Below are 22,810 nucleotides of genomic sequence, written 5' to 3' on the forward strand. Positions count from 1 at the left end.
GGCGGGCGTACGATCCCCGCGTCTGGCAATATCGGATCGACGCCATGCGTCGCGGCGCTGGCGATGACGGTTCGATAGAATGTCGTCCCGCTCCAGAGGATGGCTGACAGTGCGCTGTCCCTGCCGCCCCTGAGTCCCTGCCGCCCCTGACATCAGGCACCGGCAACGACCCGCTCGTCCTGCCGCTCCTTTGCCTCTGGCCGTTCAGGGATGTTCGTCGACGCGGGCCTTGGTGGCGAGGATGGCCTCTACCCGCCGTGCGCAGTCCGTCAGCCGGGCCACGACTTCGGGACCGCTCAATCCGGCGCGGCTGCGCGGGTCAATGGCGCAGAGCGTGCCATAGAAGCTGCCGTCGGGCAGCGTCAGCGGAAAGGAGGCATAGCTGCGAAAGCCATAGAGCATCGGCGTATGATGGGTCCGCCACTGCTGATGGCCCGCCACATCGTCGATCACGACCTCCTGCCCACAGGCGCGGATCTCGTCGCAGATGGTGGTCTTGATCTCCAGCTCGTCGCCGGGGTTCAGGCCGAACTCGATCTTGTCGAGCACCTGCACCGCGATCCACCGGCTTTCCGTTACGCGGGCGACGGCGGCAAAGCCCATGTCGGTCACGTCGCACAGTTCGTGCAGGATCGCGCGAATCGCATCGTCATCGCCCTGCGCCGCCGACTGGCGGGCAAAGTCGTCCCTGCCGTTCAGGCTGTCGCCGTTCACACTATTGCCGCTCAAAATGTCCCACCCGTCATGCGCGCCTTCACCCCCCGGTCGGCGCCTGTTGTTCGAACCGTTCTATTACCCAATCCTCCGCCTGCGCGCCACCGATCCATTCCTGCATGAAAGGATGCTCGACCACCGCCCGCATATAGGGTTCGGCGAAACGGGCGACGGGCAGGGAGTAGGTGATGAGGCGGGTAATGACCGGCGCGAACATGATGTCCGCCGCACCGAATTCCCCGAACAGGAAATCGCCGGTGCCGCCATAACGGGCGCGCGCCTGCGCCCACAATTCCATGACGCGGCGGATGTCGACGGCCGCGGCGTCTTCCACCGGGGCAGGAGGATAGATCTGGCGGATGTTCATGCTGTAGCTGCGGCGCAGCGCCGCGAAGCCGCTGTGCATTTCCGCCGCCATCGACCGGGCCATGGCCCGCGCGCCCTTGTCTTCCGGCCAGAAGCGGGTGCCGCCCGATGCCTCGTTCAGATATTCGACGATGGCCAAGCTGTCCCAGACCACGATGTCGCCGTCCCACAGGATCGGCACCTTGCCGGAGGAGGGGGCGAACTCGTCACCCTCCCGCCGCTTGTCCCAGTCCGCGTCATAGAGCGGCACGACCAGTTCCTCGAAGGGAAGGCCCGATTGCTTCATGGCCAGCCAGCCGCGCAGCGACCAGCTCGAATAGGCCTTGTTGCCGATAATCAGCTTTATCATGGAAGGAGGGTCCGCCCGCTTGTGCCGTCAATCATTCCCCTCTCGGTAGCGACCCTTGTCGCTGTCGCCAAGGGGGCACGCCGCTTCGCCAGGAGGGAGGGGCGCCAGACGACGGGGTTCAGGGAAGAGGCGCGGGATCGTCGGAACTCAGGGCGACCTGCGGCTTATCGCGCGGCACAGTCCCACAGGGAGGAGAGACGTGGCGGAGAGACGTGGGCGGGGGCGAGGCCGTGGAAACGACCGCCCCCGGCTCTGTCAGACCAGCGCGTCGATCACCGCCGCGCGCAGTTCCGGTATGCCCATGCCCTTTTCAGCGGAGGTCATGATGATCTCTGGGTGGGCGGCGGGCCGCTTGCGGACTTCCTGCGCGGTCGCTTCGGTGACGGTGGCAAGGTCGCTGGCCTTCACCTTGTCCGCCTTGGTCATGACGAGGCGATAGCTGACCGCCGCGCCGTCCAGCATGTCCATGACGTCGCGGTCGACATCCTTGATGCCATGGCGGCTGTCGATCAGCACGACGGCGCGTTTCAGCACCGCACGCCCGCGCAGATAGTCGTTCACCAGCAACCGCCACTGCCGCACGATATCCTTGGGCGCCTTGGCATAGCCATAGCCGGGCATGTCGACGATGCGGAACAGGGGCAGCACCCCCTCCATCCCGCCGCCGTTCCCGGCCACGTCGAAGAAGTTCAGCTCCTGCGTCCGTCCCGGCGTGTTGGACGTGCGCGCGAGGCCGTTGCGGTTGGTCAGCGCGTTGATGAGCGACGACTTGCCCACGTTGGACCGGCCCGCAAAGGCGATTTCCGGCACGTCCGGTTCCGGCAGGAACTTCAGCGCAGGGGCGGACCGCAGGAAGGTGATCGGGCCGGAGAAGATCTTGCGCGCCTCCTCGATCCGGTCCGCCCGGTCCTGTTCGTCCTGCTCGTTGAAATGCTCTTCAGTCATGGCCCGGCCTCCTTCGGCCCGGTTTCCGTCGGTCAAAGCCTGCCGGATCAACCGGCGGGCTTTTCCTTGAGGGCGGGGTGGCGGCGATACAGCCATTGCTGCTGCGCCACGGTCAGGATGTTGGACGTGATCCAGTAGATCAGCAGGCCGGTGGCGAAGGGCGCCATCACGAACATCATCATCCACGGCATGATCGCGAACACCTGCTTCTGCGTCGCGTCCATCGGCGCGGGGTTCAGGCGGAATTGCAGGAACATGGTGATGCCCAGCAGGACCGCCAGCACGCCGATGCCCAGGAACGCCGGGGGCGTGAAGGGCAGCAGGCCGAACAGGTTGAGGATGTGCAGCGGATCGGGCGCGGACAGATCCTTGATCCACAGCGCGAACGGCTGGTGCCGCATCTCGATGGTCAGGGTCAGCACCTTGTACAGCGCGAAGAACACCGGGATTTGCAGGAAGATGGGGAGGCAGCCGGCCAGCGGGTTCACCTTCTCCCGCTTGTACAGCTCCATGATCTCCTGCTGCTGTTTCGCCTTGTCGTTCTTATACTTCTCCTGAATCGCCTTCATCTTCGGCTGCACCGCGCGCATCTGCGCCATGGAGGCGAACTGGCGCTGCGCCACGGGGAACATGATGCCGCGCACGATGAAAGTCAGGCAGATGATGGCGACGCCGAAATTGCCGATCGCCTTGAACAGCCAGTCGAGCAGGTAGAAGATCGGCTTTTCGAACCAGTAGAACCAGCCCCAGTCGATCGACCGGTCGAACTTGGCGATGCCCTGCACCCCGTTCGCGCCATCCTGATAGCGGTCGAGAAGCTGGGTCTCCTTCGCGCCGACGAAGATGCGGCTGGTCGTGGAGACGGCCTTGCCCGCCGCGACCAGCTTGGTCTCACCGGAAAAGTCCGCCTGATACTGGTCGCCGTCGCCCTTGCGGAAGGTGGAGCTGACCGATGCCGTCTGGTCGGGGATCACCGCCGCCAGCCAATAATGGTCGGTAAAGCCGACCCAGCCGCCGGTGCTGGTGAATTTCTGCGGCCCTTCCTCGTCCAGCGTCTTGAAATCGACGCCATAATTGGCCGCGTCGTTGAACACGCCGATGGGGCCGACATGGATGGTCCAGGTGTCCTGATCCTTGGGTTTTCCGCGGCGGCTGACATAGGCATAGGGACGCACCCCCACCGTGCCCGCACCCTTGTTCTGCACGGTCTGCGTGGCGGCGATCATATAATCCTGATCGACCGTCAGCTTGATGGAGAAAAGCTGGCCCGCGCCATTGTCCCAGCGCAGGGTGACCGGGGTAGTGGGGGTCAGCTTCATGCCCTCCGCCGTCCAGACGGTGTTGCCGTCGGGGGCGCGCACGCCCTCGCCGCTCCAGCCGAGGCCCGCGAAATAGGCGTCGGCGGTGCCGCTGGGGGAGAAGAGGCGGATCGGCTGCGAATCTTTCGCGACCGTTTCCTTGTAGGTGGGCAGCACCACATCGTCGATCCGCGCGCCCTTGAGCGACAGCGAGCCTTTCAGCTTCGGCGTTTCGATGGCGATGCGCGGCGCGGCGCGCAGCACGGTGGCGCGGTCGCGGGTCGCGGCGGGCGAATCGAGCGCCGGGTCGGCGGACGGTTGCGCGACGGGCGTGGTCTTGCCCCCCTCGATCGTGGTCGCGGGCGGTGCGGCAGGCGGGAAGAAATGCTTCGCGACATAGGGCCACCCGAAGAGGATGGCGATCGTGAAGACTGCCGCGATGAGGATGTTACGCTTGTCGTCCGCGTGCATGAATGTGATCCGGTCCGCCGTTTTTATCGGGATATGTGGGTCGTGCAGTCACAGGGTGGCACCGGGTCATAGCCCGACCCGCCCCATGGATGGCAGCGCAATAGACGTTTCATCGCCAGCCAGCCACCCCTGATCGCGCCATGCCGTTCCAGCGCCTCTATCGCATAGGCGGAGCAGCTGGGGGCGTAGCGGCAGGTGGGCGGCAGGATGCGGCTCGGCCCCCATTGCCAGGCTAGGGCGATGAGGATGAAGAGCCGGGCGATCAAGGGCCGTCGGGGCCTGATGACAGGGAGGCGGCCGGTGATTCGGTGGTGGGCGCGGCGGGGGTCTGCGTGGCGTGCCGGTTCGGGCGCTCACCTTGGCCCCGTTCGCCCTGGCCCTTGGCGGCCTTCTTCGCGGCGCGCGCCAGGGCCGCCTGCAACTCCGCGCGCAGGGCGGCGAAATCGCGCTCCACGCCATCCTTGCGGCCGATCAGCACATGGTCGGAACCGGGCAGCGCATGGGCGTCGAGCAGCTCGCGCCCCAAAACGCGGAAACGGCGCTTCATGCGATTTCGCACGACAGCGCCGCCCACTTTTTTCGACACGGTTATGCCCAGACGCGCGGCAGGGTCGCCGTCCCGCCGGTCACGGACCAGCAGGATAAACCCCGGAGTCGTCTGGCGCTGTCCGCGATTCGCCGCGAGATAGTCCGCGCGCCGGGTCATCTTCCCCAGCGGCATATCCAAATCGCCTGTGGCCGAATCGTTCAGGCGCTCAGGTTCTTGCGGCCACGCGAACGGCGTGCGCGCAGGATATTGCGGCCGCCAACGGTCGCCATACGTGCGCGAAAGCCGTGGCGGCGCTTGCGAACGAGATTGCTCGGCTGAAAAGTGCGCTTCATCGGTCATTCCTCGAAATATCAGAATCGGTAAGACGAAAAAGGGCCGCGCAGAGGCGGCCGCTTGTCTGGCGAGCGCGATTAGGGAAAAGTGGCGGTAATGTCAATCGCCGGGTCGATCAGGGGGATCGGCGGCAGGATTGGCGGCAAGCGCTACAGGCAGGCGCGCAGCCCGGAGCGATAGTCCGCATGGCGGGGTCGCCAGCCCAGCAGCCGCTTCGCCTTGCCATTGGCGACCCGCCGATTCTCCGCATAGAAGGCGCGCGCCGCCGGGCTGAGGTCCGCCGCCGCCATGGATTGCAGCGGGGGCGGTTCCAGCCCCAGCAACTCCGCTGCCGCCTCTACCACCTGATTCTGGTGGCAGGGCAGGTCGTCGGCCAGATTATAGACGCCCGGCGGCCCGTCGAAGCTGGCGATGACGCCGGAGACGATGTCGTCGACATGCACCCGGCTGAATATCTGGTGGGGCAGGTCGATGCGATGCGCCTGACCCTGCCGCACCCGGTCCAGCGCGCTGCGCCCCGGACCATAGATGCCGGGCAGGCGAAAGACGCGCACGTCGCCGCGCAGGGCCTGCCACGCCGCGTCCGCCTCCGTCCGCGCCTGCCGCCGTCCCCGGCCGGTCGGCGCGCTCTCGTCCACCCACGCGCCGCCCGCATCGCCATAGACGCCGGTGGAGGAGAGGTAACCGGTCCAGCGCACAGGCCCCGCCGCCGCCAGCGCCGCGCCATGATGGACCAGCACCGGGTCCACCCCCTGTGCCGGGGGGACGGAGGAGAGGATGTGGCTGGCCCGCCCGATGGCGGCGCGCACGGCATCCCCATCCGCAAAGTCCAGCGTGCCCTTGGTGCCCGTCGCCTCGACCGTCCAGCCGTCCGCCGCCAGCCGGTCCGCGATCCGTCCCGCCGTATAGCCCAGCCCGAAGATGAGGAGATGCGTCAATGCCTGTCCCTATGCCTGTGCCGGTTCCTGTGACGATCCTTCTGCCCGCATCGGACCATTTTTACCACCTTCGCCCGCGAGGCGCATTGTCCCGGCCCGCGCCTGCCCCTAGTCTCCTCCGCATGGCCGACATCTCCACCCCCCCCACCTCCGCCCTTTCTGCGGCGTCCGCGCCCGTCATCATCCGCCGTGAGGCCTATCGCGTGCCCGACTGGCTGGTGCCCGACATCGCGCTGACCTTCGACCTCGATCCCGATGCGACGATCGTCACCGCCCGCCTCTCCGTCACCCGCAACGGCGAGCACGACCGCCCGCTGCGCCTCGACCGGGACGGCATCAGCCCGACTCGCGTGACGGTGGACGGGGTGGACCTGCCCGAAGGCGGCTATGCGCTGGAGGAGGAGGCGCTGGTCATCCCGCTGACCGGCGGCGCGCATGTGGTGGAGACGCAAACGACCCTCTCCCCCATCGCCAACACCAAGCTGATGGGCCTGTATGCATCGGGCGGCCTGCTGTGCACCCAGTGCGAGGCGGAGGGGTTCCGCCGCATCACCTTCTTCCCCGACCGGCCCGATGTCCTCTCCCGCTACGACGTGCTGCTGCGCGCGGACGAGGGCGACTATCCCATCCTGCTGGCCAATGGCGATCCGGTCGAACATGGCAGTTTCGGCGACGGCCGCCATTTCGCGCGCTGGACCGATCCCTTTCCCAAGCCCTGCTACCTCTTCGCGCTGGTCGCGGGCGACCTGTCCTGCAACACCGACAGCTTCACCACGATGAGCGGGCGCACGGTGAAACTGGGCATCTGGGTCAAGGAGGGCGACCTGCCCCGCACCGACCATGCCATGAAGGCGCTGAAGGACAGCATGGCCTGGGACGAGACAGTCTATGGCCGCGAATATGACCTCGACGTGTTCAACATCGTCGCCGTGTCCGATTTCAATTTCGGCGCGATGGAGAACAAGGGGCTGAACATCTTCAACAGCCGCTACATCCTCGCCGACCCGGAAACGGCGAGCGACCTGGACTATGACGCGGTGGAGGGCGTGGTGGCCCATGAATATTTCCACAACTGGTCGGGCAATCGCGTCACCTGCCGCGACTGGTTCCAGCTCAGCCTGAAAGAGGGCTTCACCGTCTATCGCGACCAGAATTTCTCCGCCGACATGGGCAGCCATGCGGTCAAGCGGATCGAGGATGTGCGGATGCTGCGCGCCGGGCAGTTCCCGGAGGATGCCGGGCCGCTGGCCCACCCCATCCGCCCCGAATCCTATATGGAGATCAGCAACTTCTACACCGCCACCATCTATAACAAGGGGGCGGAGATCATCCGCATGATCGCGCTGATCCTGGGGGATGCGGCGTTTCGCAAGGGCACCGACCTCTATTTCGACCGGCATGACGGCGAGGCCGCGACGTGCGAGGATTTCGTGAAGGCGATGGAGGATGCCAGCGGCGTCGACCTGACGCAGTTCCGCCTGTGGTACAGCCAGTCGGGCACGCCGCGCGTGTCCGCCGCCCTGTCCCACGACGCGGCGACGGGCCGCGCCAGCCTGACCCTGACCCAGACCCTGCCCGCGACGCCGGGCCAGCCGGTGAAGCAGGCGATGGCGATCCCGCTGCGCGTCGCGCTGTTCGATCCGCAGGCGCCGGGGCAGGCGGCGGAGGAGCTGGTGATGCTCGACCGGCTCAGCGTCACCATCACCCGCCCCGGCCATGCAAAGCCGCCGGTGCTGTCGATCAACCGCGGCTTTTCCGCCCCCGTGATCGTGGAGGCGAACCGCAGCAACGCCGACCTGGCCCTGCTGTCGGCGCATGATGACGACCCGTTCGGTCGATACGAGGCGATGCAACAGTTGATGGTCAATGTGCTGATGGCGCATATCGCGGGCGACCGGCTGGAGAGCGGGCCGGTGATCGAGGCGATCCGCCGCACGTTGGCCGACCCTGCGCTGGACGGGGCCTTTGTGGCGGAGGCGGTGAAGCTGCCCGGCGAGGCCTATCTGGGCGACCAGATGCCGGTGGTGGACCCGGACGGCATCCATGCGGCGCGCGAGGCCTTGCAGGCGGAGATCGGGCGGGTGCTGGAGGACCAGTGGCGCGCCCTGCACACGGCGTCGGCGCGCAAGGGTTTCTCCCTCTCCCCCGATGCCAAGGCGGCGCGGCGGTTGCGCAATGTGGCGTTGAACTTCCTCGTCGCGTCGGGGGCGAAGGATGGCCCGGCCATCGCCTTTGCTCAGTTCGACGGGGCGGACAATATGACGGAGCGGCAGTCCGCGCTCGCCACGCTGGCCAATGGCACCAGCGATGAGCGGGAGGCGGCGCTCGACATCTTCTACAACCGCTACAGCAAGGATGCGCTGGTGCTGGACAAATGGTTCCAGACGCAGGCGTTCAGCTTTCACCCCGATACGGTGGAACTGATCGAGGAACTGGCCCGGCACAAGGATTTCACGCTGGCCAACCCCAACCGGGCGCGGGCGCTGTACGGGGCCTTCTCCGGCAACCAGTGGGCGTTCAACCGGGCGGACGGCAAGGGGTATCGCATGGTCGGCGACTTCATCCTGGCGGTGGACGCGATCAATCCGCAGGTGGCCGCGCGCATGGTCCCGCCGCTGGGCCGCTGGCGGCGGTTCGACGAGGGGCGCGCCGCGCTGATGCAGGCGCAACTGCGCCGGATCGAGGACAGTGCGGACCTGTCCAAGGATGTGCGCGAGCAGGTGGTGAAGAGCCTGGGATGAGGGAGAGGGCGGTGATTGCGGCGATCGAGCGCCGCACTACCTCTCATGCCGGCCCTGACCTTTCATGCCGGTTTGCGCCGGGATAAGAGGTGAGGAGGGAAGGAAACTACCCCTCCGCGATCATGGCCTTCGCCAGCGTCAGCACGGCGGTGAGGTCGGCCTGCGCGGAGGGCAGCGCGGCGCGATAGGTGGCGAAGCCATGGATGGTGCCCTCCACCTCGCGATAGGTGGTCGGGACGCCCGCCGCGATGGCGGCGGCGGCATAGGCGCGGCCCTCGTCCCGCAGCGGATCGTGCGAGGCGGTGACGAGCAGCAGCGGCGGCAGGCCCCGATGGTCGCCCAGCAGCGGCGAACTGCGCCAGTGCGTCCCGTCCGACGCATAATGCAGGTCGTACAGGTCCATGTCCGTCCCATCCAACCCGACGCCCTTGGCGAACGTGACGCGGGAGGGATGTTTGCGGCTATGGTCGGTGCCGGGATAGAGGGCGCATTGCAGCCGCACCGGCACGGCGGCGGGGGTATCGCGCAGCGCCTGCGCGGTGACGAGGGTCAGATTGCCGCCCGCGCTGTCCCCACACAGGATCAGGCCGGTGATCTCGCGTCCCAAGGCCGCGCCATTATCCGCGATCCAGCGCGCGGCGGCTTCCGCATCGTCCGCGCCTGCGGGCCAGGGGTTTTCGGGGGCGAGGCGATATTCGACGGAGAGGACGGGCAGGTCGAGCTGGCGCGCAATCTCCGCCGCCAGCCCGGCATGGCTCGCGATGCCGCCGACGACGAAGCCGCCGCCATGGTAGAAGACGACCACCGGCCCGGCCTCCCGATCCGCCCGCGCATCGAACAGGCGCAGCGCGATCTCCCCGCCCGGCCCGGCGATGGACAGGTCGCGGATGACCGCCAGATCGCCGACCGGCCGATCCATCGCGGCCATCATCTCCGGCGGCATCAGGCGAATCTTGGCCAGCACCTCGGCCGTGAAGGGCGGGCGGGGCGTGGCCTGCATCCTGTCCAGAAACGCGCGCACATCTGCGCGGACGGCCTGTTCGCTCATCCTCAACCTTCCTCCATTCCGGCCCGGACTGGTCCGGTGCGGGGGATCATGCAGCAGAAGCGACCGGGATCAGGCCAGAGAAAATCTTTGCCCGGCCGGCCAATCGGTCCCGTTTGCGATACAAGGCCCGGCGTCGACACACCGGCGTCGACACAGGGGCGATGCAAGGGCGTTATGGCGGCGGCGCTGCGGCGCGCGCCATGGGGCCGCTTCGGGCGGATGCAACACCGACGCCGCCGCCGGACTGGTGCCCTGTCAGAGCGTCTTGAGCCAGTCCGCGACCTGAACCGCAACCCCGTTCGCCGCCACGCCGATGGCGGGGGCCACGCCGTTGGAATCGATGTCGCGTACCGGGGCGGTGGCGGTGAAGCGCCGCTTGGACAGGACACCGCCCGACCCGACCAGCGTCGCATCATAGGTCACGACCGCCTGCCGCGCCCGCGCGTCGATACCGAATTCGACGAGGTCGCCGGTCAGCCGCTTGCCGGGGGCGGCGGAAAATTGCCCGCCGTCCAGCACCAGCACGCTGTTGCGCGACGCCACCGTCTCCGCCACCACGGCGCGGAACAGATTGCGTGGGGTGTCGACCCAATAGGCCTTTGGCACATAGGCGAAGCTGGTGTCGCCGGTCCGCACCGCGACGCGCACGGTGGACAGCGCCTTGGGCACGTCCGGCTCGATGATCGTCACCACGCCCTTGTCCGCCGCCGCGACCGTGCCCGGCGCCACGCGCGCGTTGCTCTCCACGGTCAGGAGGGAGGCGGGCGGCTTGGCGCCGAAGCGGACGCAGCCGCCCAGCAGCGTGGCCGACAGGAGGCCCGCCACCAGCAGGGTGGCGCGGGTGGAGCGGCGCAGGGGGCTGTTCCCGTTCATCGTCATGTCCGTCATTCCTTGTAATCCGGCAGCGCGGGCGATCCGATGATGGAGCCTGCCCCTTGCTGGTCGATCTTCTCCGCCACATTCTGGAGCGCGCCCGCCATGCGACGCAGGTCGCGGATCAGCAGGCCGACCTCCGGCATGGTCCGCTGGCTGAACGCCTGCACGCCCGGCTGCGCTTCCTTGATGGTCGCGTCCAGCGCGTTCATGCTGCCCTTGGCGGACTTCACCGTCTCGCGCAGGTCCGCCATCAGCGGCTTGCCCTCATTGTTCAGCAGGGCGTTGGTGGTGCCCGCCAGTTCGCCGATCTGTTCGGCGGCGTCACCGGCCTGCTTCACCGCGATGCGCGCCTGCGCCAGCGTCGCGGCAATCTCCGGCCCGCGATCGGACAGGGATCGGGTCAGCACCTGCGTATTTTTCAGGATGCCCGCGATGCTGGCCTGATTATCATCGCTCAGCACCTCGGTCAGACGCTCGGTCAGGGTGGTGAGGCGCTCCAGCAACTGCGGCGCGTTGTTGAGCAACTGGCCCAGCGCGCCCGGCTTGGTCGGGATCACCGGCACGCCTTCGGGGCAGGCGGACAGCGGGTCTTCCTCCGGGCAGGCGATGGCCGGCGCGCCCTTGACGCCGCCGTCGAGCTGGATTTCCGACACGCCGGTAAAGCCCAGGCTCTGGATCGTCGCGGTGGTGCCTTGCAGGATCGGCACGTCGCTGTTCACCGAAATGCGGACGCGGACGAAATTGGGGTCTTTCTTCCACAATTCGATGGTCTTCACCTGACCCGACGGCACGCCCGAATAGGAGACGCCCGACCCCTTCGCCAAGCCGCTGACCGACGATTTGAAGAAGACGTCATATTCATTATTGTCGGCCTCCCCGATGCGGGAGAACCAGAAGGCGGCGATCACGATGGCCGCCAGCAGGATCAGCGTCACTGTGCCGACCAAGATATGGTTGGACCGGGTTTCCATCAGCTTTCCGCCTTCTTTGCTTGATCGTCGTGTCGCGCCGGCGCCTGCCGCAGGCTGGTCGATCCGGCGTGGGCCAGCCGCCCGCGCGGCCCGTTGAAATATTCCTGAATCCACGGATGGTCGGTCGCCAGCAGTTCGTCGATGGTGCCGACCGCGATGACGCGCTTGTCCGCCAGCACCGCGACCCGGTCGCAAATGGCGTGCAACGTGTCGAGGTCATGGGTGATGAGGAAGCAGGTCAGGCCCAGCGTCCTTTGCAACTCGCGCGTCTGCTCGTCGAACGCCGCCGCGCCGATGGGGTCGAGGCCCGCCGTCGGCTCGTCGAGGAAGAGCAGGTCCGGGTCGAGCGCCAGCGCGCGGGCCAGACCCGCCCGTTTCTTCATGCCGCCCGACAGTTCGGAGGGGAATTTGGGCGCGGCGTCGCCGGGCAGGCCGGTCATGCGGATCTTGTATCCCGCAATCTCCTCCCGCAGCGCGTCGGAGATATTGGGATAATATTCGCGGATCGGAACCTGCACATTCTCCGACACGGTCAGCGTGGAGAACAGCGCGCCATTCTGGAACAGCACGCCCCAGCGGCGACGGATGGCGAGCTGCGCCTCCTCGTCGTCATTGTCGACCATGGGCTGGCCGAACACCTGGATCTCCCCCTCCACCGGGGTTTGCAGGCCGATGATGGAGCGCATCAGCACCGACTTGCCGGTGCCCGACCCGCCGACCACGCCGAGGATCTCCCCCTTGCGCACGTCGAGGTCGAGGCCATCATGGATGACCTGCTCCCCAAAGGCGTTTTTCAGGCCGCGGATGGAGATGGCGACGTCGCTCGTCTCCACCGCCTCGCCCAGCTTGCGGTCGGCCTGCGCGATGATGTCCCCGTCGCTCATTTCCAGCCGATCCATGTGAAGAAGACCGCAAAGACGGAATCGATGACGATGACGAGGAAGATCGCCTGCACCACGGCGGCGGTGGTGCGCAGGCCCACCTCCTCCGCATTGCCGCGCACCTGCAACCCCTGGAAACAGCCCGCCATGCCGATGATGAGGCCGAACACGGGCGCCTTGATAAGGCCGATCCAGATGTCGGTCAGCGGCACGACCTCGCGTAGCCGCTGGACGAAGGTGACGGGCGGGATGTCCAGCGCGATGGCGCACAGGAAGCCGCCGCCGATGATCGAGCAGATGGAGGCGTAGAAGCCGAGCAGGGGCATCATCACCACCGCCGCGATGATGCGCGGCATGACCAGCGCCTCCATCGGGGCGACGCCGATGGTCCGCATCGCGTCCACTTCCTCGTTGAGCTGCATCGTGCCCAGTTGCGCGGCAAAGGCGGAGCCGGACCGGCCCGCGACCATGATCGCGGTCATCAGCACGCCCAGTTCGCGAAAGGTCAGGCGGCCGACCAGGTTGATGGTCAGCACCTCCATGCCGAATTGTTCGAGCTGCACCGATCCCTGCTGCGCGATGACGACGCCGATCAGGAAGCTCATCAGGCCGATGATGCCCAGCGCCGCGACGCCGACGACCTCGAACCGTTGCACCACCGCATTGACGCGAAAGCGGCTGGGATGGCGGATCAGCGTCCAGGCGGAGATCAGCACCGCGCCCAGAAAACCGACGAGGCCGTACAGGGTCTGGCCCGTCGTCACGACCGCATCCCCGACCTGCGCCAATATGCGCAGCGGTGCGATCTGCGGCTTTTCCGCGCGGGAGGCCGGTTCCTCGAACCCCGATACGACGTCCAGCAGCCGCCCGGCGTCGGCATTGGCGCCCACCACCTCGGCGTCCAGCCGCTCCGCCGTGCGCCGCACGATCCATGCGCCGACCGTGTCGATATGCTCCGCACCCGACAGGTCGATGCGGGCGACGGGGCCGTCCACCCGGTCGAGGCGATTGGGGACATCGCCCAGACAGGACAGCGACAGGCTGCCCGTCAGGACGATGGCGCGGCTTTCGCCCTCGGAAATCTCGGTGAAATCGGCCTTGGTCATGGTCGGGGCGAAACTGGTCCACTTTGCGTTGCGCGGCAAGCCGAAATGGCCCATCGGCGGGATCAACGGCTTGAACGCATAAAAGGTTGCGCCGCAGCAATGATCCATATTTCGATCTACGACATGGACCGCACCATTACGAGACGCGGAACCTATGCCGCTTTCCTGACCCATATGGCGCTGGCGACCGCGCCGTGGCGGCTGCTGCTGCTGCCCTTCGTGGGGCTGGTCATGCTGGCCTATGTGCTGAAAGGGATCGACCGGCGACAGGCCAAGGAATGGAACCAGTGGCTGATGATGGGCCACAGGGTCAGCCGGGATGCGATCCAGGCCCATGTCGAACGCTATGCCGACCGGGTGATCGCCCGCAACATCCGGCCGGGCGCGCTGGCGCAGATCGCGGCGGACCGGGCGGAGGGCGCGGTGCTGGTGATCGCATCGGCCTCCTACCGCCTCTATGTCGAGCCGATCGCGCGGCGGCTGGGCTTCGACCATGTGATCGCGACCGACCATATGACGCAGGGCAGCAATTATCTGCGCGCGCGGATCGCGGGCGAGAATTGCTATGACAGCGCGAAATTGCGCATGATCGAGGCGTGGATGATCCGCGAGGGCTTCGTGCGCGACGGTTGCTTCGTGCGCGCCTATTCCGACCATGTGTCGGACGCGCCGATGCTGGACTATGCCGACGAGGCATATGCGGCGAACCCGCATGCGCCATTGCGGAAGCTGGCGGCGGAGCGGGGCTGGCCGGTGGTGGAGTGGGGGTGAGCGGAGTCGCTGCACGCACATGACCGGTGTACTATCGGGGTGACTTCTCCCGCACCTTTCGCTTACCAGAGAACAGCAAGGGGGAATCGCCGGAATGAAGAAAGCATCTGTCCTCGCTGTGATCCTGCGCCTGCTCTATTCGATCATCGTCGCGATATTCGTCATGATCGTAGGCGCGATACTCTCTGCCGCCCTTGTCTATTGCTATGAGGCGGCGCCGATTTTCCTGTGGCTGTTCTTCGTTGCGTGCGCCGGGGTGGCATTTGTGTCGCTCAGCACCCCCCTAATGTGGCTGGAGGGGGACCGCAGGCTTCCGATCCTGATCCTGTTATTCTGGGTCATCATCTTCGGCTATGTCGACATGATGCGCTATCTTGCCGAGGCATGGCATATCGAAATGGGCAAGGAGGCGAAGTCCTTACTGGCGTTTCCCCGCTATTTCACCCTGCACACCCAATATTTCTTCCGCGACCTATGGGCCATCGTTTCCGGCAATCCGGCTGTTCCTCCGGTCGAGATCGTCCCGCCCCCACCGCCGACGATCCCCAAGAACTCCGGCCCGCTGTTCGCGATCAATCAATGGGTGTCGGACGCCAGTACCAGCATCGCCCTCAATCTGCTGAGCAGCCTGTTGTTCGCCCTGTGGTGGGAGCGCAAGAAATAGGCAGCTGAAGCGTCTTACCCCAGCCCGATCAGCGAAATTTGCCGCCCATATCCCGGCTCGGACAGATGGCAGGATCGGCGGAAGCTGAAGAAGCGGTCCGGCTGGCTATAGGTATCCTCGTCCAGCAGGTCGATGCGCCCCACCCCCGCCAGCGCCAGCCGCGCGGCGACATAGGCGGCGATGTCGAACATCAGGTGCCCCGGCTTGCCCGCGCCAAAGAAGCGCGCGTTCTCGGCATCTTCGGTCAGGAAGGGGGTGATGAAGGCTTCCGACACCTCGTAGCTCGCCCGGCCGATGCAGGGGCCGATTGCGGCGGCGATGCGGCCGCGATCCGCGCCCAGCGCCTCCATGGCGGAGAGGGTGGCGTCGGTCACGCCGCCCACCGCGCCCTTCCACCCGGCATGGGCCGCGCCGACGACCCCGGCCTGCCGGTCGGCCAGCAGTACCGGCACGCAATCGGCGGTCAGCACCCCCAGCAGCAGGCCGGGCCGGTCGGTGACCAGCGCGTCCGCCTCCGGCCGTTGGTCCAGCGGCAGGGCGGCGTTGATCCGCACCACATCGGCGGAATGGACCTGATGCAGCGTCACCAGTGTCGATCCGGGCAGCACCGCGTCGCGCGCCCGGTCGCGGTTGGTCAGGATGGCCGCCCGGTCGTCGTCCGATCCCAGCCCGACGTTCAGCCCGGCGTGGATGCCCGTCGACACGCCGCCGCGCCGCCCCAGAAAGCCATGCGCCACCCCGTCCAGCGCCGCGCTGGTCAGTCGCTCCACGCCACCGGCCACCCCATCGGTCACGCCATCCGTCATGCAAACCCCTCCGGCACCGGCCAGTCGGGATCGACCGCCGCCATCACCTTGAACAAACGCCCCATCTCCGCCGGGTCGGTCAGGCGCAGCATGGCCGCGACCAGCTCGTCGCGCCGTTCGGGGGCCTGTTTCGCCAGCATCCCCGACCGCGCGCCGATGCCCAGCCGGATCAGGAAATCGCCCTGTTCCACCAAGGGGGAGACGTTGACGCCCGCCGCCACCGCCGCATCGGCCAGCGCGGTGAAATCGACATGGGCGGTGATGTCGCGCGCGCCCGGTTCCACGAACGGGTCGGCAAAGCGATGCGCCTGCACCGCCTGCATCGTGTCGCCCACCGCCGGCCCGGCATGGCCATAGTCGATGGTCAGCATCGCGCCGCCCTGCGCGGCGATGCGCGTCGCCAGCGTGGTCATGATCGCCTCGCCGATGGGACAGCTTTCCACCACCGAACCCTGCGGCGCGGGGGCAAAGGCGGCGGGCGCGGTCACATCCGCGGTGCCCAGCCCCGGCAGGAAGCGCCTGCCCCATTCCAGCCGGTCGTTGGCCAGCACCCGCTCGCGCCAGCCCGCATCGGTGCGGACGATCTGGCGAAAGGGCAGGGCGTCGAAAAATTCATTGGCGACGATCAGCAGCGGCGTGTCGGTCGGCAGGGTTGCGGCGTCGTCATGGAAATGCGCGTCGGGGACCGCCCGCGCCTGCGCCGCGCGGAGGACGGGGCTGGTCTCGACCAGATGCACGGCAAGGGGGTGGCACCCCGCCGACGCCAGCGCACGCAGCGCATCGGCGGCCAGCGTGCCCCGGCCCGGCCCCAGCTCGACATACTGGACCGCCGGTCGCCCCGCCCGCGCCCACAGATCGGCCAGCCACAGGCCGATCATCTCCCCGAACATCTGGCTGATTTCCGGCGCGGTGATGAAGTCGCCGCCCGCGCCCAGCGGATCGCGCGTCGCATAATAATGGGCGTTGGCGAGGGCCATATAGTCGTGCAGCGTCATCGGCCCGTCCGCGTCGATGCGCCGCGCGATGGCCTCGCCCGGACGTGTTACCGCCGTGTCAGCCGACACTCTTGGCGCCTGCGATCGGCTCCACCCGCACGCGGCGACCCTTGGCGGTGGCGACCAGCCACAGGCCGATCAGCAGCATGGGGATGGTCAGCCACTGGCCCATGTGCAGGCCGGTGCGCTGCGCGAACTCCATCAGCTGCGCGTCCGCCTCCCGGAAATATTCCACCCCGAACCGCGCCGCGCCATAGGTGAGGGCGGCGATGCCGAACAGCTTGCCCGGCTGATAGCGGGCATCCGTGCGCCAGAAGAAGAAGGCGAGGATGGCGAACATCAGCGGCCCCTCCAGCACGGCCTCGTAAAGCTGGCTGGGGTGGCGCGGCACGTCGCCGCCGGTCGGAAAGACGATAGCCCACGGTACGTCGGTCGCCTTGCCCCACAGTTCGCCATTGATGAAATTGGCGATGCGCCCCAGTCCCAGCCCGACCGGCACGCAGCAGGCGATATAGTCGCACACCCGCAGGAAGGAGAGTTGGTTCGCCCGCGCCATCCACCAGATGGCGAGGATCACGCCCAGCGTGCCGCCATGCAGCGACATGCCGCCCTGCCACAGTTTCAGCACGTCCAGCGGATGCTCGAAAATCTCCGGGTTATAGAAGATCACATAGCCCAGCCGCCCGCCGATGATGATGCCCAGCGTGGCGTAGAAGACCATGTCGTCGGCGTGCCGCCGCGCCAGCGGTGCGCCCGGCTGGCGGATCAGCACCGACAGATACCAATAGGCGATGAGGATGCCCGCCAGATAGGCGAGGCTGTACCATTTGATTGTGAAGAAGCCGAGGTCCAGCGCCACCGGATCGAGGCCGAGGCTGGTAAACTGGATGGCCTGCGGCACCGCGTCCGCAATCAGGAGAAGGGCAGAGGTCACGTGGTTTTCAGTCCCGCATCGTCATCAGGTCCCCTCCATAGGGCAGGGCGGCGCGCAACCCAAGCGCCGATGCGCGGGGTGGTGAGAGCGGGCAAGGGCACGGGGCGACATGGGCGAGACTCACCTCGTCATGGCGAGCGCAGCGAAGCAACCCATGGGGCGGCCCAGTGATGGGTTGAGCGTGGCCCGCCTGCGGCTCCCGGCGCTCGCAAGGGCGATTCACGACGATTCAGGGAAAAGCCATCACGCTTCAGGGATAGGGGATGGCGATGGAGATGCCCCCCCGACGATGCTCCTCGTGGCCCTGCCCCACGGAACCCTGCCCGACGGCGACGGTTGATGCCGTAACGACAGGCGGCGCGTCCGCTGCTCCACCCCCAGTTCAGGAGGCATGCCATGGCCCGTTTTCTCATCGACACCCTCACCGATCCCGCCACCGGCCATGTCTTCGCCGAAATCCGCAGCGACCCGCAGGGTGACCTGCTGGCACGCTCCGGCCCGGTCTATGCGTCGCATGAGGAGGCCGGGGAGCGGGTGGCGGAGGCGATTTCCAAGGCATGGCCGGAACAGCCGGTCGATCCGGTCTATCCCGCCAACGGGTCCTGATCCGTCCGGTCCGTTCAGGACGTCAGTCCTGCGCGGCGGCTGAGGCGGCGGGCGCGCGCAGGCGCTTGTCCGGCATCGCCGCCAGTTGCGCCTTCAGCGCCTCCGGCCGTGGCGCGATCAGGAAGCCGAAGCTGACATTGCCCGCTTTCGTCTCGACGATATGGTGGAGGCGGTGCGCCTGCACGATCCGCTTCATATAGGGCGAGCGCGCGACATAGCGGTGGTTGACCCGCCGATGCACGATGATGTCGTGAAAGCCGAGGTAGATGGCGCCATAGGCCGCGATCCCGGCCCCCACGACGGTCGCCCACGCGCCCCATCCCCACTGTACCCCGCCCAGCAAAAGCAGGATGGAGGGGAGGGCGAAGATCACGAAATACAGGTCGTTCGCCTCCCAGAATCCCGCGCGCGCACGATGGTGGCTGGCGTGCAGGAACCAGCCCGGCCCATGCATGACCCAACGGTGCATGACATAGGCGAACCCCTCCATCCCCGCGACCGTCAGCAGGAACAAGGCGGCGAGGCCGAGGGTGGGGGCAAACGCATCCATAGTCGGGACTCTATAGGGATGCGGCCGGGCGATTGCCATGGGGCGAGGGAGAAGGGGGTTACGCTGTTCGGTTCCCTTTTGCATGTGTTGGCAGATAGCGCCAATGTCCCACCCTCTCCATCGCACCCATCGCCAGCCGCTTGCCACCGGGGGGCAAGGCGATAGGATGGGGCGCATGAAGAGGATGCTCCCCCTGGCCGCGCTGGCGGTTTCCCTGATCCCGGCGCTGGTTGCGCCCCTGTCGGCACCGTTGTTCGCACAGGCCCCTGAACAGGCGCCTGAACAGGCCCCCACGCCGTCCCCACCCGCGCCGATCCCGCCGGTCAGCCCGCCCGGCGCGCCGGGCCCCGCCAAGCCGTCCCCTAAAACGCTGCCCGTCGCCATCGTCACCAGCGCGGGGACGATCACCATCGCGCTGGAGGTCGAGCGTGCGCCGCTGACCAGCGCCAATTTCCTGCGCTATCTCGACCAGAAGCGGCTGGACGGCACCAGCTTCTACCGCGCCTTCACCTATCCCACCGATCCCGGCACCGGCCTGATCCAGGGCGGTACGCGCAACGATCCCAAGCGCATCCTGAAACCCGTACCGCACGAGCCGACCAGCAAGACCGGCCTGACCCATGACGATGGCGCGCTGTCGATGGCGCGCGGTGCGCCGGGGTCGGCCGATGGCGATTTCTTCATCATCCTCGGCAGGATGGAGGGGCTGGACGCCAATCCGGCGGCGGGCGGCGACAATCAGGGCTATGCCGTGTTCGGCCATGTGGTGGAGGGGATGGACGTGGTGCGCGCCATCGCGGGCGCGGCCAAGAATCCCCATCTGGGCGTCGGCGTGATGAAGGGGCAGATGCTGGCCAGCCCGGTGAAGATCCTCGGCACCCGCCGCATCGCCCCCGCGAAATAGGGGCGGGGGTCAGGGCTGCCCGCCCGTCTCCGCCGCTTGACAGCGCCGGGCCGCCGCTGGACGGTGGGGCGAAAACCCGATGGGAGAGTGGGCATGTTCAAGCAGATATGCTTTTTCCGAAAGAACCCGGCCATGACCATGGAGGAGTTCCTCGACTATTATGAGAATCAGCACAGCCAGTTGTCGAGGAAGATGGGTCGGTCGCCGTCCATCCCCAACGCCGTGCGCTACGTTCGCCGTTACCTGACGCCGGAGCGTAACCCGGTGACGGGCGAGGTGATCGACCCCGGTTTCGACTGCATCATGGAAATCTGGTGGAACAGCCGCGAGGATTTCGAAAATTCGCAGAAGGTGATCGGCGATCCCGCCCGCCTGCCCGCGATCAAGGAGGATGAGGCCCGGCTGTTCGCCTCCCACAGCAACCCGGTGTGCTCCGTGGTCGAATATGATTCACCCATGGGGCCGAATGGCGAGGCCACGACGGTCGAAGTGCACTATCGCGCCTGAGCGCGGCGACGGGCGGGGCCATTCGCCGGCTGGAGCCGGATCGGAGCCGGCAGAGGATGCCATCCGCCCCGACAATGATCGAGCGCGGGAGGGTCGGGCGTTGCATCATGTCATCGCCCGGCGTGGCCCCGCGCCCGTCGTCATCGGGATCGCGCACGGCGACGCGGGCGCATAACCGGACACGTCCCGGCCATCGCGGTGTGACGCCGCGACAGGCCCGCCCCGCCCGAACCGCCTCAGAACTGCCGCTTGCCCGTCGCATCCTCTTCGCGGAACAGCGCGATCGCCTCGACCGGTTTCATCATGACCAGCGGTATCTCCCGGTCCGTGGACGCTTGATAGCCCGCATAGGAGGGGAAGGCGTCGACCATGAAGGCCCACACCTTGGCCCGCTCCGCCCCCTGCGGTTCACGCCATGTCGCGCGAAAGGCCTGGGTGGCGATTTGAAAGTCCACCTGCGCGCTGTCGCGGATGTTCAGGTACCAGGCGGGATGATGGTCCGCCCCGCCCTTTGACGCGACGATCACCACCTCGCCGCCGATGTCGCCATAGATCAGCGGCGTGATGAAGGTCTTGCCGCTTTTCCGGCCGACATATTTGATCATTAAATGGGTGGTGAAGGGATGGCCGCCGACGGCGGTGATGTCCAGGATATGCCCCTCCACCCCGCCGGAGCGCAGATAAGCGTCGCGATGTTCCTCGATGAAGTCCTTGCGGCTTTCGCGAATGGTGGCGGATGAGTCGTCGCTCATGCTCTCTCCTGCGGCTGGTTCGCCGCATTGCATCCCAATCCGGCGGGGCTGGCAAGGGGCAATGCGCGCCGCCGGTCGCATGGAGGGCGGGCGCACGGGCCGGGGTGGGGCGGGGATCGCGCCCCCGCCCATCCGCGTCAGAGCTGGCGGAGCGCCAGCACGCTGCCTTCCGCATTGCCCGCGACATAGAGGGTGCCGTCGCCGCCCAGCGCGATGCCGGTGAAGGGGGTCATCGGTCCCGCCAGCGTGCCGACCGGCTTGGCGGGGGGCAGCACCACGCCCGCAGGCGCGCCGACCGGCAGGGCGGAGGCGATGGTGCTGCGCGCACCGCCGCCCGTGTCGAACGCCACCAGTTCCTTGGTCAGTGTGTCCACGACGAACAGCCGGTCGCCCGCGATGGTCAGGCCCTCCGGTCGGCCGAGGCCGTCCAGCACCGTCTCCGCCCGGCCGCCCGACAGCCGGACCACGCGGCCCGCGCCGGCCTCCGCCACATAGACGGTGCCGTCGCCGCCGATGGCGACGCCCATCGGCTGGTCGAGGCCGGACGCCAGTTCGCGCGTCTCCCCCGATTCCAGGGCGATGATCCGCCCCGCGTCATAATCCGCGATGACCACCGCGCCACCGGGCGCGACCGCCACGTCCATCAACTGCGCGAAGCCGGTGCCGATCGGCTCGCTCTCCGACCGGGCGGGCCAGAAGCGGGCGACCTCGCCATTGGCGGTCGTCACCACATATTCGCCCGGACCGCTGGCGGCCACACCGCGCGTAAAGCCGGGGAAGCCGGGCGAGAAGAGCATCCCCGCCAGTTCCAGCGTCCCGCCCGCGCGCAGTGTATAGTCGAAGCCGCCGTCCGCGACGAACAGCGCCCCATCCTCGTTCACCGCAAGGCCCAGCGGCCATTGCAGGCCCTTCTCCACCAGCGGCCGCGCATCGCCCGGCGCGACGATCTCGTGGATATGGCCGGGGATGCCCGACACGAACAATCGGTCGCCGACAAAGGTGCAATTGTCGAGGCCCGCGCCAATCTCCGCCAGCACGGTCCTGTCGCCGGTGCGCGGGTCGATGCGCAGCACCTGCCCGCTGGCGACCTGTGTGGAGACGATGAAGCCCTTGGAATCGAACTTCACCGAATCGGGCAGGCCCAGATCGCTGGCGACCACTTCCGGTTCGCCGCCGTCCAGGCTGATCCGCATGATCTGGTTGGTGGCCATGGCGGGGAAATACAGCTTGCCGTCGGGACCGATCTCGAACGCGTTGGGCATGGGCGCATCGGCCAGGATGACGCGCGGCGCGCTGCCGTTGCGGTCCAGTTCCAGGATGCGGCCGCCGGGGCGGCACTCGCCGGAGATCAGGCGGCCCTGATGCACGGTGATGGGGTTGGCCACCGGCGATTCGCCATAGACCACACTGGTCGTGCCGTTGGGCGCCAGCATGGAGACGCGGCCCTCGGTGATTTCGGTGACATAGAGGTTGCCCGCGTCATCGAAGGCAAGGTCGTCCGGCGCGATGATGCCGCCGCCCATCGGGCTGATGATCTCTATCTCGCCCGTGTCGGGGTCGATGGCGCTGATCTGGCTGCCCGCGACCTGCGCCACATAGATGCGCCCGTCGGGACCGGTCCGCATGCCGTTGGCGCCGTGCAGGCGGCTGGGCTGGGTCAGCCGTTCGAGGGTCCATCCGTCCGCCAGGGCGGGAGCGGTTGCGGCCTTGTAGCGTCCGGATTGCACTGACATG

General features: G+C 67.4%; 25 protein-coding genes. 6 read left to right on the plus strand and 19 right to left on the minus strand.

The window, feature by feature from the left end; translation table 11 throughout:
- Nucleotides 1-204: 204 nt before the first annotated feature.
- The 8 genes from LWE61_RS01245 to LWE61_RS01280 form a co-directional block, all read right to left on the minus strand.
- The gene (locus tag LWE61_RS01245; protein ID WP_234148044.1) at nt 205-729 is read right to left on the minus strand and encodes a GAF domain-containing protein; all 525 of its coding nucleotides are present in this window, start codon (nt 727-729) and stop codon (nt 205-207) included.
- 25 nt (nt 730-754) lie between these two features.
- Nucleotides 755-1,429 (minus strand): glutathione S-transferase family protein, encoded by a 675-nt coding sequence (locus LWE61_RS01250; protein WP_234148046.1) that lies wholly within the window; start codon nt 1,427-1,429, stop codon nt 755-757.
- A gap of 255 nt (nt 1,430-1,684) precedes the next feature.
- A complete protein-coding gene (yihA, locus tag LWE61_RS01255; RefSeq protein WP_234148048.1) occupies nt 1,685-2,374 on the minus strand; it encodes a ribosome biogenesis GTP-binding protein YihA/YsxC in 690 nt (229 codons plus the stop codon).
- A 47-nt stretch (nt 2,375-2,421) separates the two neighbouring features.
- Nucleotides 2,422-4,143 carry a membrane protein insertase YidC gene (gene yidC, locus LWE61_RS01260; protein ID WP_234148050.1) on the minus strand — a complete coding sequence of 574 codons (1,722 nt, stop codon included), beginning with the start codon at nt 4,141-4,143 and terminating at the stop codon, nt 2,422-2,424.
- Between the two features lie 23 nt (nt 4,144-4,166).
- Nucleotides 4,167-4,409, minus strand: a complete 243-nt coding sequence (gene yidD, locus LWE61_RS01265; RefSeq protein WP_234148051.1) for a membrane protein insertion efficiency factor YidD — start codon at nt 4,407-4,409, stop codon at nt 4,167-4,169.
- Entirely contained in the window at nt 4,406-4,849 is a 444-nt protein-coding gene (gene rnpA, locus LWE61_RS01270) for a ribonuclease P protein component (protein WP_234148587.1), read from the minus strand. Before rnpA ends, yidD begins: the two co-directional genes overlap by 4 nt.
- A 41-nt stretch (nt 4,850-4,890) precedes the next feature.
- Nucleotides 4,891-5,025, minus strand: coding sequence for a 50S ribosomal protein L34 (gene rpmH / locus LWE61_RS01275; protein ID WP_234148052.1), 135 nt, complete (start codon nt 5,023-5,025; stop codon nt 4,891-4,893).
- Nucleotides 5,026-5,175: 150 nt separating this feature from the next.
- Nucleotides 5,176-5,964, minus strand: a complete 789-nt coding sequence (locus tag LWE61_RS01280; protein WP_234148053.1) for a Rossmann-fold NAD(P)-binding domain-containing protein — start codon at nt 5,962-5,964, stop codon at nt 5,176-5,178.
- A gap of 122 nt (nt 5,965-6,086) precedes the next feature.
- Between LWE61_RS01280 and pepN the strand changes: the two genes are divergently transcribed.
- On the plus strand, nt 6,087-8,705 hold the full coding sequence (gene pepN / locus LWE61_RS01285; RefSeq protein WP_234148057.1) for an aminopeptidase N: 2,619 nt from the start codon (nt 6,087-6,089) through the stop codon (nt 8,703-8,705).
- A 106-nt stretch (nt 8,706-8,811) separates the two neighbouring features.
- Here the strand turns inward: pepN and LWE61_RS01290 are convergent, their stop codons facing one another.
- The 5 genes from LWE61_RS01290 to LWE61_RS01310 all read right to left on the minus strand — a co-directional run bounded on the left by LWE61_RS01290 (nt 8,812) and on the right by LWE61_RS01310 (nt 13,587).
- Nucleotides 8,812-9,753: an alpha/beta hydrolase gene (locus tag LWE61_RS01290; protein WP_234148059.1), complete on the minus strand. Its 942-nt coding sequence runs from the start codon at nt 9,751-9,753 to the stop codon at nt 8,812-8,814.
- 255 nt (nt 9,754-10,008) lie between these two features.
- Nucleotides 10,009-10,632, minus strand: a complete 624-nt coding sequence (locus LWE61_RS01295; RefSeq protein ID WP_234148061.1) for an ABC-type transport auxiliary lipoprotein family protein — start codon at nt 10,630-10,632, stop codon at nt 10,009-10,011.
- A 5-nt stretch (nt 10,633-10,637) separates the two neighbouring features.
- Nucleotides 10,638-11,600, minus strand: a complete 963-nt coding sequence (locus tag LWE61_RS01300; RefSeq protein WP_234148062.1) for an MlaD family protein — start codon at nt 11,598-11,600, stop codon at nt 10,638-10,640.
- Nucleotides 11,600-12,484, minus strand: coding sequence for an ABC transporter ATP-binding protein (locus LWE61_RS01305; RefSeq protein WP_234148063.1), 885 nt, complete (start codon nt 12,482-12,484; stop codon nt 11,600-11,602). Before LWE61_RS01305 ends, LWE61_RS01300 begins: the two co-directional genes overlap by 1 nt.
- Nucleotides 12,481-13,587 carry an MlaE family ABC transporter permease gene (locus tag LWE61_RS01310; RefSeq protein WP_234148588.1) on the minus strand — a complete coding sequence of 369 codons (1,107 nt, stop codon included), beginning with the start codon at nt 13,585-13,587 and terminating at the stop codon, nt 12,481-12,483. The genes LWE61_RS01305 and LWE61_RS01310 overlap by 4 nt, the downstream gene beginning before the upstream one ends.
- Before the next feature lie 99 nt (nt 13,588-13,686).
- Between LWE61_RS01310 and LWE61_RS01315 the strand changes: the two genes are divergently transcribed.
- Together LWE61_RS01315 and LWE61_RS01320 are read left to right on the plus strand one after the other, a co-directional pair.
- On the plus strand, nt 13,687-14,358 hold the full coding sequence (locus tag LWE61_RS01315) for an HAD family hydrolase (RefSeq protein ID WP_234148064.1): 672 nt from the start codon (nt 13,687-13,689) through the stop codon (nt 14,356-14,358).
- 94 nt (nt 14,359-14,452) lie between these two features.
- Nucleotides 14,453-15,022 carry a hypothetical protein gene (locus tag LWE61_RS01320; protein ID WP_234148065.1) on the plus strand — a complete coding sequence of 190 codons (570 nt, stop codon included), beginning with the start codon at nt 14,453-14,455 and terminating at the stop codon, nt 15,020-15,022.
- 14 nt (nt 15,023-15,036) lie between these two features.
- Here LWE61_RS01320 and pgeF read toward each other — a convergent pair whose 3' ends face one another.
- Genes pgeF through lgt form a run of 3 tightly spaced genes read right to left on the minus strand, consistent with a single transcriptional unit; the run spans nt 15,037 to nt 17,757 of the window.
- Nucleotides 15,037-15,828 (minus strand): peptidoglycan editing factor PgeF, encoded by a 792-nt coding sequence (pgeF, locus tag LWE61_RS01325; protein ID WP_234148066.1) that lies wholly within the window; start codon nt 15,826-15,828, stop codon nt 15,037-15,039.
- A complete protein-coding gene (locus LWE61_RS01330; protein WP_234148589.1) occupies nt 15,825-16,823 on the minus strand; it encodes a class I SAM-dependent methyltransferase in 999 nt (332 codons plus the stop codon). The genes pgeF and LWE61_RS01330 overlap by 4 nt, the downstream gene beginning before the upstream one ends.
- Before the next feature lie 58 nt (nt 16,824-16,881).
- Entirely contained in the window at nt 16,882-17,757 is an 876-nt protein-coding gene (gene lgt, locus LWE61_RS01335; RefSeq protein ID WP_234148067.1) for a prolipoprotein diacylglyceryl transferase, read from the minus strand.
- A 396-nt stretch (nt 17,758-18,153) separates the two neighbouring features.
- Between lgt and LWE61_RS01340 the strand changes: the two genes are divergently transcribed.
- Nucleotides 18,154-18,363, plus strand: coding sequence for a hypothetical protein (locus LWE61_RS01340; RefSeq protein ID WP_234148070.1), 210 nt, complete (start codon nt 18,154-18,156; stop codon nt 18,361-18,363).
- A 22-nt stretch (nt 18,364-18,385) separates the two neighbouring features.
- On the opposite strand, the gene LWE61_RS01345 is transcribed toward LWE61_RS01340, so the two are convergent.
- Entirely contained in the window at nt 18,386-18,913 is a 528-nt protein-coding gene (locus LWE61_RS01345; RefSeq protein WP_234148072.1) for a sterol desaturase family protein, read from the minus strand.
- 175 nt (nt 18,914-19,088) lie between these two features.
- Here LWE61_RS01345 and LWE61_RS01350 point away from each other — a divergent pair, with 175 nt between their 5' ends.
- Both LWE61_RS01350 and LWE61_RS01355 read left to right on the plus strand, forming a co-directional pair.
- A complete protein-coding gene (locus LWE61_RS01350) occupies nt 19,089-19,817 on the plus strand; it encodes a peptidylprolyl isomerase (protein ID WP_234148074.1) in 729 nt (242 codons plus the stop codon).
- A gap of 93 nt (nt 19,818-19,910) precedes the next feature.
- The gene (locus LWE61_RS01355; protein WP_234148077.1) at nt 19,911-20,324 is read left to right on the plus strand and encodes an EthD domain-containing protein; all 414 of its coding nucleotides are present in this window, start codon (nt 19,911-19,913) and stop codon (nt 20,322-20,324) included.
- A gap of 236 nt (nt 20,325-20,560) precedes the next feature.
- On the opposite strand, the gene LWE61_RS01360 is transcribed toward LWE61_RS01355, so the two are convergent.
- A complete protein-coding gene (locus LWE61_RS01360) occupies nt 20,561-21,076 on the minus strand; it encodes a nitroreductase/quinone reductase family protein (protein ID WP_234148080.1) in 516 nt (171 codons plus the stop codon).
- Between the two features lie 137 nt (nt 21,077-21,213).
- Nucleotides 21,214-22,809: an SMP-30/gluconolactonase/LRE family protein gene (locus LWE61_RS01365; RefSeq protein WP_234148083.1), complete on the minus strand. Its 1,596-nt coding sequence runs from the start codon at nt 22,807-22,809 to the stop codon at nt 21,214-21,216.
- Nucleotide 22,810: the final 1 nt, after the last annotated feature.

It is taken from the genome of Sphingobium sufflavum (genome assembly GCF_021403115.1).
Lineage (GTDB): Bacteria > Pseudomonadota > Alphaproteobacteria > Sphingomonadales > Sphingomonadaceae > Sphingobium > Sphingobium sufflavum.